9 protein-coding genes are annotated in these 12,349 nt (G+C 57.7%); all 9 read left to right on the top strand.

The features are described from left to right. The first annotated feature begins 4 nt into the window (after positions 1 to 4). The 9 genes from ACR0J8_RS08805 (at position 5) to ACR0J8_RS08765 (ending at position 12,323) form a co-directional block, all read left to right on the top strand. Entirely contained in the window at positions 5 to 1,702 is a 1,698-nt protein-coding gene (locus ACR0J8_RS08805; protein ID WP_480889733.1) for a dynamin family protein, read from the top strand. A 52-nt stretch (positions 1,703 to 1,754) separates the two neighbouring features. Continuing rightward, positions 1,755 to 2,156, top strand: coding sequence for a hypothetical protein (locus ACR0J8_RS08800; RefSeq protein ID WP_480889731.1), 402 nt, complete (start codon positions 1,755 to 1,757; stop codon positions 2,154 to 2,156). A gap of 22 nt (positions 2,157 to 2,178) precedes the next feature. Next, complete coding sequence (locus ACR0J8_RS08795) at positions 2,179 to 3,033, top strand: hypothetical protein (protein ID WP_480523475.1); 855 nt, start codon at positions 2,179 to 2,181, stop codon at positions 3,031 to 3,033. A gap of 67 nt (positions 3,034 to 3,100) precedes the next feature. Then, entirely contained in the window at positions 3,101 to 5,143 is a 2,043-nt protein-coding gene (locus tag ACR0J8_RS08790) for a dynamin family protein (protein ID WP_480889729.1), read from the top strand. Next, positions 5,140 to 6,432, top strand: a complete 1,293-nt coding sequence (locus ACR0J8_RS08785) for a dynamin family protein (RefSeq protein WP_480523472.1) — start codon at positions 5,140 to 5,142, stop codon at positions 6,430 to 6,432. Before ACR0J8_RS08790 ends, ACR0J8_RS08785 begins: the two co-directional genes overlap by 4 nt. A gap of 338 nt (positions 6,433 to 6,770) precedes the next feature. Beyond that, entirely contained in the window at positions 6,771 to 8,990 is a 2,220-nt protein-coding gene (locus ACR0J8_RS08780) for a protein kinase domain-containing protein (RefSeq protein WP_480889726.1), read from the top strand. A 209-nt stretch (positions 8,991 to 9,199) separates the two neighbouring features. Then, a complete protein-coding gene (locus tag ACR0J8_RS08775; protein WP_480523468.1) occupies positions 9,200 to 10,249 on the top strand; it encodes an FHA domain-containing protein in 1,050 nt (349 codons plus the stop codon). Positions 10,250 to 10,252: 3 nt separating this feature from the next. Further along, complete coding sequence (locus ACR0J8_RS08770; protein WP_480889722.1) at positions 10,253 to 11,038, top strand: PP2C family protein-serine/threonine phosphatase; 786 nt, start codon at positions 10,253 to 10,255, stop codon at positions 11,036 to 11,038. A gap of 22 nt (positions 11,039 to 11,060) precedes the next feature. Next, positions 11,061 to 12,323: a type 2 periplasmic-binding domain-containing protein gene (locus tag ACR0J8_RS08765; protein WP_480523464.1), complete on the top strand. Its 1,263-nt coding sequence runs from the start codon at positions 11,061 to 11,063 to the stop codon at positions 12,321 to 12,323. Positions 12,324 to 12,349 lie beyond the last annotated feature (26 nt).

Raw genomic sequence — 12,349 nt, 5'->3', positions numbered from 1 at the left:
CTTCGTGTCACCAAAGGCCTGGGAACGCATCGAGCAGTGGTCCCGCCGCAAGCCGGTCTTTGCGCTAATGGGGGAATTCAGCGCCGGGAAATCGACGCTGATGAATTTTCTCCTGCGCACGCAGGCACTGCCGACACAGGTCACGGCGACGCAATTGCCGCCCATCTGGTTCAGTTGGGGCAACAAACCTGCATTTGTAAAACGGCATGATGGCAGCACGGAAAGTATCACGCTGGATCAGCTTGAAAGTGTTGGCGTGAATGATGCGCAGTTCATTCGCATCTATCTCGAGGCCGACATTCTGGAAGCTGTCGACCTGATCGATACCCCGGGCATTTCGGATCCCAAGATTTCGACCGATGTGTGGCGGCGCGCGATCGGTCAGGCCAATGGCGTTCTGTGGTGTACCCATGCAACGCAGGCCTGGCGCGAGACTGAACGCGCAACCTGGGTATCCCTGCCCGAGCGTTTGCAGAACAACTCCCTGTTGCTGGTCACCCGCGTCGATGCACTTGATGTCAAAGACCGCCAGAAAGTGCTGCGACGGGTCAATCGGGAAGCCGGACATCTGTTCAACAGGTCGATCCTGTTTTCTGCGCGCGATGCCATTACGGCGCGGGACAAAACCGGCGATGCCGAGCTTTGGTCGCGCAGTGGTGGCGGCAAGATGGTCGACAGCTTTCTGGAGATCACCGAGCACATCATGGACAACCGGGCCGAACAGCTGTCCCGCTATCAGATCGACAAGACGCTGCCCAACGAACCCAGGGTTCGGCCGCTGCGTCCGTCGCGTAAAACCGATGGCGAGGCGGACAAACGGCCCGAAAGTGAAGCGGCGCCCCTCCAGCTGGTAAACCCCCTTGCCGACGAAAGCGACGAACCCAAGGTCGTGACCAGCTTTCCAGTGCGTCCTGCACGTGTGGAGCGGCAAGGCGAGGATTCGGAACGACCGCGAATTGACGCGGCTGAGGCCGAACGACTGCGGGCTGAGATGGTGCCCGATACCGTAGACTCGAGCAAAGACGGCGAAGACGACGATCTGCGGACCTTTTTCCGCAAAACGTCGGAGGGTCCGCTGGACCTGACTGCGCTGGCCAGATCCACTTCGGATGAAGACGAGTTCGATCTGCTGGACGAAGACGAACTGGATGAAGAGGCTCGCGACCCGGCGATTGCGACCAGTGAACCCGAAGGTTGGGACGAGTCTGAAACCCTGATCGCGACGGCTGAAGAAAATCAAGCGGATGCGCCTGAAGTCTCGGTCGAGGAGGAAGCTGAAAAAGAAGAGGGAATTGAGGTATCGGTCTCGTCGATCACGGCTTTGCTGGCCCAGCAATCGGACAAGTCAGACCAGGAATACGAACCTGAGCCTGAAGACCTTAGCCCCGCCGAAGCCGAGATTCTGTCCATGCCGGGCGGAAATGCCGAAGCGCCAAGCCGCGAATCCGAGAACATCGATGCTATAGCTGGCCAGATGTCGGCGCCTAAGGAAAGCTCGCTCAGCGCATCCGCCATGTGGCGCGAGATTGCGAAGGACGAAGACCTGCCGGAAGATGCCGAAGGCTTAAAGAACGTATTCACGGCGTTTCTGGCTGAGTTTGACAAAATCGCCGTTGAGCACAACGAGCAGCAGACCAAAGAGGCGTTGCGCCCAATGGCAAAAACCAGTGAAAACAGCAGGGCGGAATGGCATGTGCTTTAGTCCCGGAAACATTGTCCTGACGGACAGTTTCGACAGAATTGCCAGGTGTTAGATGTCGATCGAAGCTGCGTTGACCACTGCAATGGAATCAATACCCGACTGCATCGCAGCCGGGTATGTCGATATGGAAACCGGGATGTTACTGGGGACAAAAGTCGCTGACCCGGAAGGTGGCGACGCATTGGACACACTTGCAGTTGCAGTCGCCAACCTGTTTCAGGGCCGGGGAGTACGGGCCTTTGAACAGCTTCTGCGGCAGGCAGAGCCAGAAAGCACGGACGGTTCCGGCTTTGGCGAGATTGCAGTGTTTTCAAATGATCGGCTCAATATTTTTCTGCGGACCCGGGAATATCCCGATCATGTTGTCTGCTACGTCTGTCACAGCAGCGCGAATGTCGGGTTGGCGTTGGCGAAATCACATCTGAGTCTGGGGTCGGTGGCGGCTGCAGTCTAGTTCGACCTGAGGGGGTCAAGACATGATGGATACTGACATACTTGACATGCTCGAAGACATCGGGCGGTCATCTGTTGCCCGGCTCTCTCCGGCTGTGACGCTGGCGGGCGACACTCCCGTAACACGTCGCGCTGAAGTATTGCGCGCCATTCGCCGAACCGTATTGCCGCGCCGCCTGGAATTTACGGCTGCAAATGGAGATTGCCTTGCAATTGAGGTCAACAGTTCAAGGGTCACGGATGTCTTTCGCGTCCGGTCCGGTTTGGTGCCGGATTTTGAAACCGAACCGCGGGATGCTTTGACTGACAGGCTGGCTCATCTGTTGTCGGATATTGCCGCTGCCCCTGCCCCGCTGGAACTGACGTCATTGCAGCCGGATACCGCGCTGGAAGCGGATGATGTCGGGATAACCCTCAGCGAAATCCAGGTTGCCTGCCAGAGTATTGAATTTCCAACCGAACCAATTGTTTCGATTGTGCCTGATGTCCAAACGGACCCGCAACCGCCCACACCCCAATCGGATACGCTGGCAGCAAGATTCTTTGACGCGGCCGACAAATTTGCGCTGGGACGGATTCTGGCGGAAAGCTCAGATGGGCGTGAATTGCAATCCGACGGCATTTGCGCACCCGGCCAAAGCGCTGGGCCAAATCAGGATCTTCTTGCACAATTTGCGAAGGATTTGAGCGGGTGGAACGCCGATCTGGCTATCGATCCCGAAAAGCCGCAACTGATTGTCATGCGTCCGTCCGGCGGCAAAGGAGCCGGTCTTGCGGTTCTGCAGCATGGTGATCAATTCGCGGTCGCCTTGCATGAGGCGCGCAAGCTGGGTTCAGCGGTCAATCTGTGGGCCTCTCTGAAGGGATCAGAGGAATGACCGCGCCCAAAACAATCAATTTTTCGAATAATTCAATCCGTGAGTACGAGTAAACAGGTATAACGTTATGAGTGAAAATAATCGTCGCGAGTTAATTCGCATCGCAGAAGACATGAATGAAGTGAGCAATGACGAAACCCGTCAGTTCATTTCGCGTATTGTGAGAGACCTTACAAATCTGAGGCCCTCCATCGCTTTTGTCGGTCAGATCAAGGCCGGTAAGTCTCGTCTGATCAATGGCTTCACCGGGCAGGCCGAGTTCCTTCCGTCGGATGTAAACCCCTGGACCACCGTAATCACCGACATGCATTTCGGGCATCCTTCGGGCCGGACGGACGGGGCCGAATTTCATTTCTTCGACAATCGCCAATGGCAGGCGCTGATCGCCGAAGGTGAAGAACTGCGCAACATGTTCCCCGATGACGAGGACAGCTATAAGCGCGAGATGATCGAGGAACAGGTCGAGGCGATGAAAACCCGCGCCCGGCTGCGTTTGGGCGAAAGCTATGAACAACTGCTGGGTCAGCACCACGATCTGGAACATCTCAATACGGACGATCTGGCGCGCTATGTCTGCGCCGGGGATGATCCAACCGATACTGAAACGCACGACCCCGGTTCTGACCGGGGCCTCTACAGTGACATTACCCGCAAGGCCGAAGTTTATTTCGACATCGGCCACTTTCCGTTCCCGCTGACCGTCACAGATACGCCCGGTGTCAACGACCCGCTGCTTATCCGCGAGGAAATCTCGCGCCAGTATCTGAAGGAATCCGACTTTTTTGTTGTGGTTCTGTCGGCGCATCAGGCCCTGTCCCGGGCTGACCTGAAACTCTTCCGTTTGATGCAGGCGTTGGAGTTGGGCCAGATCGTCGTGTTCATCAACCGCGTGGACGAACTGGGCGGTGGTGCCGACGATGCAACGAAAGTGCGTGCGGACGTTCGCGACGGGCTTGAGAAAGCCCTTGGAAACTCGGATATCGACGTTTTGATGGGCAGTGCCCAATGGGCACATTATGCCCTCACCGGAGATGACACCGGGATCAATCACGATCACGTTCTTGCCTGGTTGCGAGCCCATCCCGAACAGATGCAGCAATATCTGAAAGGTGTTGAGGAGATCAAACAAGGCCCCGGCCCCATCAGTCGCGAAGGTGTCCTGCGCTTTGCGGCCATGATCGCCTCGGGCCTTCCGGATCTGCGCCGGCATGTGACCCGCGCCCTCACCGAGGGTCCCCGGAACGAACAGATGCGCATGGCGTGGCAGCACCTGAACAGTTTCGCCAAGGGCGAGGTTGAACGCTCTGGCGCGCATCTTCGCGCTTTGGAAGTCGATTCCGGCAATGACACCTCAAGTGCGGATGAAAACGACAAGACGCTGGGCGATCTTCGCGCCTTGGTGGTCGAAAAAACCAGCGAAATCACAAATGATATGGACGACGTTCTGGCCAATCTGCGTGGTGTCATGGATGACACGGTGGCCGAATCCGTATCGGGCGTGGTGCGTGGACCGAACGGGCAATCGCCGCTGCTGATCAGGGGCGGCGATACCGAATTGAACTTTACCCCGCTGCGCGATCGGATGCGGGAACTTGTTCAGGGTGCGACGCAGGTCGTCCGTCAACGGATGCTGAGCGAGCTTTACGCCATCGACATGCAATGCAACGCGGCACTGCGGACACTGGCAGGCTGGCATGATCCGGCTGACAACCGCATGAACACCAGTGCCGTGCGGTGGTACCGGCCGGACACAACCGCTCTGACACGCGGAATCACGGTAGAGTTGCGTGTGAACTGGCTCTCTCGCCTGATATCGCGTAATAGTGTGGTATCCAGGGCCGAACGAATGATCGTTCAGGAATTCGAGATGATCGGAGATGATCTGGTCGACACCGCGCGCGGGGATTTACTGGAACGCCTGAATACCGTTCTGGATCACTACATGGCTCTGTTGGCCGGACATCTTGAACATCGCGCCGGTAGCGGAGAGGCAAATGCGAGAACACAGGCGCAGACCGCATATGATCGCGCCCGGCGGATTGCCGATGAACTGGGTTCCGTTTTCGGACCAAATTTGGCGGAAAACACACAAGCAGAGGCTGCTGAATGATTGAATTTCCCGGAACCGAAAAGGAAGTGCGTCAGCTTGAGCGCTTTCTGACCGCGACGGAGGCATTGCCTTCCGATACGGCGCTGGACAAAATGCGCGAGCGTGCGCTGGCCCACGCCGAACGGTTGTCCAATGCTGTCAATATCGGTTTCGCGGGCGAGTTCGGGGCTGGCAAATCCAGTCTGGCCAACATGCTGGCCGGGGCCGACATACTGCCGACCGGGCCGCAACATCTGAAACTGCCCTTGGTGATTGTTGCCTATGCCGATACACCGGAAACCACCGTCGGGTGGTGGGATAAAGAGCCAATGGTGTACTCCGGCATAGCGCTTGAGAAGGCGGCTGCGGACAATCCCGATTTCATCTCAGTCGGGCTGAATACACCTGCACTCAAGGAAATCTCACTGTTCGATCTGCCGGGGTCTGGTGCGCTTGACGATACGTACAAGCAAACGCTGGACCTTCTGAAGTTTGTCGACTGCGCGATCTGGTGCACAAACGGAACCAATGCCTGGCGCGAAACCGAACGTCATCTGTGGGCCCGGGTTTCGGAAGAACTGCGGGCAAACAGCCTGCTGGCCGTCACTCATACCGATCTGCCGCCGGTCCGCGATGCGCTGGATCGTGTTCTGGCTCGGTTGAACAAGGAAAAAGGCGACCTGTTCCGTGCGGTTGTCCCAATCGGCACACCGATAGCGGTCAAGGCAATGGCGCAAGAGCCCGAGCCCGATTTCGACCTATGGGAAACATGCGGCGGGCAAAATTTGGCTGAACAAGTATTGCAGGTCGCATCCGACCGACGGCTGAAGGATCTGGAGGCCGCTCGCACCGACCTGAGGCAACAATTTCTGCCCTATCTGGAAAGCCTGCCCGGTGAGGAACCGGCGCCGGAGTCAGAAAGCACCGATGCGTCGGCCATGCACACGGCGTTGGGGACTGCACTGCCCCCATTGGACAACCCCATACTGGAAGACTGGCTGGCCGCAATCACCAGCATCTACGAGGACCTGCGGGAATCGTCCAGTATCGAACCCGCAGCCTTCCTTCAAAGCTGCCAGGATATCGTCGAAGACTTCGCCGAACGTCTGGAACAGGGGGACGAAATCGACCCTGAGGCAGACTGGATACCGGGTGAGTTCGAAAAGGCCACCGACCTGCTGCTGTTGCTTCAGTTCGAAAGTGGCGATGCGCCGCTCAAGGACGCGATCAGCATCTTGGCGCAGCTGGGCGACAACCTGGCCTGGGCCGGAAGCAAGGTTTCCTCACCACAACCGAAAACCGGCACCTGACAATTTTCTCTTTAAAACTGATCTTGGATATCGCGAATCGAGCCCGGCAGAATCGGGCTTTTATTGTTTCTATTTCGTGGACCAAGAGCGTTTAGCGGACGATCAGTTCACACGCTTGACGAGCTGGAACACAACATATAGCCACACCACCCACCTCTGTTACTGTATGTAGTTTTTGATCAAAAACGATCCTTAGTGAAGCCATCAGGTGGCCCCAATAAAGTCAAATTTGAAACGTCTAACCGTTCTCAAGTGTTCTGCGGTTGTTTCTGGTTGTGAGTTCGAGGGCCATTTGCCCGGTTGTCATTACGCCGCAAAGTTTAGAACGGGTGGAAAGAATGAGCCGCAACCAGGCAGTCGGTGCATCGCACGACGAACCGAAAATTGAAGGATTGGAACCGGGCGCAAAGCTGTTGCGCGGCCAGTATGAAATCCTTCGTTATCTCAGCAACGGCGGATTTGGGATCACCTATCTGGCGCGCGACAGCCTGGAGCGCGATGTGGTGATCAAGGAATGCTATCCCGGTGCCCTCTGCCGCCGGAATGGCGATCTGGTGGAACCCAACGACCCTTCATATCAGGAAGATCTGCGCGCGATCATCGACCTGTTCATTCAGGAAGCCCGCAACCACGCGCGGCTTGTCCACCCCAATATCGTCGATGTGCATCAGGTGTTCGAAGACAATGACACCGCGTATATCGCCATGGACCTGATCCGGGGTTGCGACCTGCTGGATTACGTCGAGAACCCGGAAAACGATGGCGGGCCCGACTTTATCGTTCAGGTCACGGAAAAAATGCTGTCGGCCGTGTCCTTCATTCACCAAAGCGGCATGTTGCACCGCGACATCTCGCCCGACAACATTCTGATCGACGAAAATGGCGATCCTGTTCTGATCGATTTTGGAGCAGCCCGGGAACAGGCAGCACATCAGAGCGCGGCTCTTCTTACGCTTCGCGTGATCAAGGACGGCTATTCCCCTCATGAATTCTATGTGCGCGGGGCCGAGCAAGGCCCAAGCAGCGACCTGTATGTTCTTGCGGCCACCCTGTACCACGCGATCAGCGGCGAACGCCCCATAGATGGCCAGACCCGCCTGAACGCCTTCAACAGCAGCCAGGATGACCCCTACACTCCGTTGGCCGGTCAATTTAAAGGTTATCCCGAGGGATTTCTGGAAGCGATTGACAAGGCGATGGAAGTTCACGCCACGGATCGGTTGCAAAACGCGCTGGAGTGGTTGCGGATGTTCCGTGGTCCGAGCGTGATGTTCGACAGCTTTGCCTATCGTCCCGTTTCGGTCATCGTCGGCATGGACCGCAAAGATGACGAGGAAGAAAAAGCCCGCATCAAGGCCGAAAGCGAAAATGCCGAGGCGGTGGTTACCGCCCTGCTGGCGGGCAACCAGGACATCGTTATCGGCAATGAGGATGACAAAGATTTGGCCAAATTCGCGCCCAAGGCCAACGAGCCGGTTGCGGTAGACACCGTTGTACAAAACCGGTCAGGCGGCAGCGGCAAAATGATTGCCGGCCTTGCCGTAGTCGCAGCACTTGCGGCAGGTGGTTACATCTTTATGGAGAGCAACAAGGGCACCGATATCTCCAGCACCACGGAAACAGCCACACCTGCGGCCGAAACGGCGGAACCTGCGGTAATTGCCGCGGAACCCGCCGAAGAAAAGACCGAAGTTGCAGCCGCCCCAGTCGAAGAACCCCCAGAGGTTGCGGCGCCGGTCAGTGCAGACACCACAGCAGTCGAGACCGTTCAGACCGAAACGGAAACAGCAGTTGTCACACCTGCCGAACCCGTCACCATACAGAAAGAAAACCCCCAGGAGCAGCCTGTCGAGCAGACACAGGCCAAACCGGCGGCCCTGAACGAGGCCGAAGCAAAGACCGCCGAGGGAACAGCGGAAACAGAAACACCCGCGGCCCCGGCGGCACCGGTTAACCTCGCTGAAACGCAAGTTGCATTCGCTCATTGGGACGTAGAAATTCCTTTTGCGACCGCCAAACGCCGCGCCTCGACCGGTAACGTGATCGCCGTTACCGAGGTTGATCCGTCGCTTGACATGGGCGTCATCGGTGAATGGGTCCAACGCGGTGCCGCGATTTTCACACTGAATGGCAACCCAGTGCGCTCGGATGTGACGTTTGCCGCCCAAGTTCTGGATGACCTAAAGGTCGATCCGGACGGCTATATCCGCGTATCTGCACGCTATCGCCCATTGGGCAAGACCCGCGCTCAGAACGGATTGCTGGCGTTGCCTGCTCATCGCAAGCTCGGGCTGGAGAATGGGTTTGCCTTTGATATCCGTCACAACGGTGACGGCTGGCAGACGGTTGTCACCAGTGCCCCTGCAGGTGAAGCAGGCGGCCTTCGGCAAGGGGATATTCTGCGGAATGAAACGCATACAGGTCTGGCCATTGACGGCCCGGAAAGCCTGGATGCTGTACTGGCCGATCTGGTCTCGGAAAATCAGCCCCAGGCACGGCTGACTGTGTTGCGCAACGGTGCGGACACGTCTGCCACCATGCCTTTGGCGAGGGAGTGATCGGACAGTTTGAAATGTGATCTGCCAGTGTGTGTTTGCTGAGGGTCGCGGGTCAAACCCGCAACCCTGACGGGAACCGGCCCGTCGCGGAAAGTTAAGTTAGTTCTCTGGTTTCTCAAATCGTAGGTGCCGCTGCGCATGTTGCGCGGAGGTGAGTAGCAGCCGCGCGGGACAGTCGTCCTGTGCCCAAAGTCAAAGGTGTCGACACCATGTTCAAATATAAAAGCCCTCTCAGCCGGCTTCTCGAAGGTGCCGGCAAAGCAAGAGAAACCGAAACCGAAGACGTTGCCGCCCCGGCGGAAGAAAGCCCGGAAAACAAGCAGCCGATCGCGGACTTCAACGCACTGCGCGCAGCGTTGGGCGGTGGAAACCTCTCGGCCGAAAGCTACGAAGAAGCCGATGAACTGATCCCTGAAGAAAAGATGCCAGAATTCGCTGAAGGCGAAACTGAAGTGGACTCCTCGGATGACGAAGCGCAGGTCGAAGTAGAAGACGCGGTCGCAGAACCGGAAGCTCCACAACCCGAAGAGGCACAGGACGATCAAGTTGTAACTCTGCACTTGACGACTGAAGTTACCGAAGTTGAGGCGGTTGAAGAAACCCCTGAGGCCGACGAAGCCGCAGTTGAAGTAATCGAAGACCCTGCAGAGCCGGAAATTCAACCGGAACCGGAAGCCGTGCAGTCACACGAACCTCAAGTGATGCAGGTCGCCGAACCGGAAATCGTCCAGGTGCCTGAAACGGAAGTTGCACAGGCCCCGGAGGTCGAGGAAACCCCGGCAGCGCCCGTTGCCGCCGATGATCGCCGCAGCCGCGTGAAGACAACCTTCCTGGGGTTTGAGCGTGCCGACACACATGTGCAGGATCTGATGGAAACGGCCGAACCGGTCGCCAAGTCCGAAGCTGCACAGGAGACCTTTCCTGTTGGCTGGCTGGTTGTCACGTCCGGCCCGGGTCGTGGTGCGTGCATCACGCTGACCGAAGGCTTGATGCAGATCGGCCGCAATGACGATCAGGCCATTCAGCTGGACTTCGGCGACACAGGTATTTCGCGCAGCAACCACGCCGTGATCGCCTATGACCCCGAAGATCGCAAATGCTACCTGGGGCACGGCGGCAAGGCCAATCTTGTGCGCCTGAACGGCAAGCCGGTGCTCAGCACTGTGGCTCTGTCCAGCGGCGACCTGATCCGGATCAGCGAAACTTCGATCCGTTTCGCTGCTTTCTGTGATGACGGCTTTGACTGGCGGGATTCCTGATAGATGCTGGCGACCCCGGCATATGATATTGCACTGATCCTGGATCAGGGTCAGCGCGACACGCAGGAAGATGCGATTGCATCGCGCATGTTTGACGCGTGCAACGCAGGTTACGTGATTGTGGCCGACGGAATGGGCGGTCACGCTGCAGGTGAAATAGCTTCGGAGTTGGTGATCGCCGCCTGGCGCGGGGCACTGGACGCCGAGCTTGAGACGGACACTCCAAGCGAAGCTAACCTGATCGACGCCCTGCCTCTGGCCGCCATACAGGCCAATGCCGCTATCGCCAACCACAGCGAAGAACAGGGCGACGGATTCAACATGGGCTCGACCCTGCTGGGTCTTCTGCTGCTGGGCCAACGCGCGTTCTGGATTTCGATCGGTGACAGTCCGCTTTATTTGTTCCGGAATGGCCAGCTGACCCAGATAAATGAAGATCACTCGATGGCACCTGTGATTGACGCACAGGCCGCCGAAGGTGCTCTGACCCTGGCCGAGGCACAGGCTCACCCTGACCGTAATCAACTGACTTCGGTGGTTATGGGCGCCGCTATTCCTAAAGTCGATTGCCCTGAACAGCCTTTGAAGCTGGAAGCCGCTGATATCCTGATATTGGGCAGCGATGGGCTGCAATACCTCAACGACGCGGAAATTCGGTCCATCGTGACCGACAATGCGCAGGCCTTGGCACAGGATCTGGCGGATGCGTTGCTTCGCGCCCTGCAAGCCAAAAACGACCCCGATCAGGACAACGTATCAATCGCCGTGGTGAAACCGGCAATACCCTAACACAGGCAAAGCAACAGGACCCATGAGAAACCATCTGATCGTATCAAGTCTGGCTCTCGCAGCCGCGACGGGCGCGGCCTCGGCGCAAGAGGCGTGCAGTACCTATGAGATTCAGCGAGGCGACAGCCTCCGGGAACTGGCGATACAAGTCTATTCGACTGAAGACTATCGGTTTATATACGACGCGAACCGGGATGTCATCGGCTCGAACCCGAACATCATTCGGGTCGGCGATATTCTGACTTTCCCCTGCCTTGAAGAGGTCGGACGCGAGGCAGCAGTGCCGGATACCAAAGCCGGACGCATCGCCGCGGAAATGGCTGCCGAGTTGGTGAAAGCCGCAGAAGAGCGGGCCGAAAAAGCCATTGCCGACGCCGAAGCCCGCGTTGCAGCAGCCGAAGCCGAGGCCAAGAAGGCCAGCGAAGACGCTGTGATCGAGGCCAAAGCGGCGGCCAAAGAAGAAATTGAAGCCGCACGCGCCGAAGCTGCAGCGCTGATCCGCAACGCAGGCGACAATGAGCGGCCCGAGGTTCGGGATCGCCAGATTTTGCTGATCACCGGCGGAAATTATGCACCCTTCACGGATGAGGCACTGCCGAACCGAGGGTTATATACCTATCTGGTCGAAACCGCGATGCTGCGGGCCGCGCCCGAGCAATCCTACAAGATCCAGTTCGTCAACGACTGGTCGTCGCATCTGGATCTGCTTATGCCGACGCTGGCGTTCGACGCGACATTCCCCTGGTCGCGCCCCAATTGCGAAGAGGCCGAAGCCCTTTCCGACAAGGACCGTTCGCGGTGTGAGACCTACAATTTTTCCAACCCGTTCTACGAAGTTGTTGACACCTTCTTCGCCCGCGAAGGTTCGGGCTATGAACAGACACTGACCTACGCGGATTTCGCGGGCACCACGATCTGCCGCCCCGAAGGCTGGTCTCTGTCGCACATGGATGCGGTCGGCCTTTACGAGCCGGCGATCAAGTTGATGCGTCCGGTTTCGCCGGATGACTGCTTTCACGCCGTCATGGAAGGCACCGCCGACATCGTCGCCATCGAGGCACACCTGGCGGTCGAGGCAATCGGTCGGCTGGGTTACGAACACCGCATCATCGAAAACCCCAATCTGGCGGCGATCAAGTCGCTTAACATCATGACCCACAAGGACAATCCTGACGGGGAGGCAATCCTTGAGACGCTGAACCAGGGTCTGGCAATCATGCAGCAATCGGGCGAATGGCGCGACATCGTGTCGACCGCCCTGCGTCACCAAATGGAAAATGGCTAAGGCCGCAATCGGCCTGACACACAAGA

It is taken from the genome of Ruegeria sp. N11, from assembly GCF_056531525.1.
The sequence above is the reverse complement of the archived record's forward strand: the minus strand, read 5'-3'. Positions and strand labels throughout refer to the sequence as shown.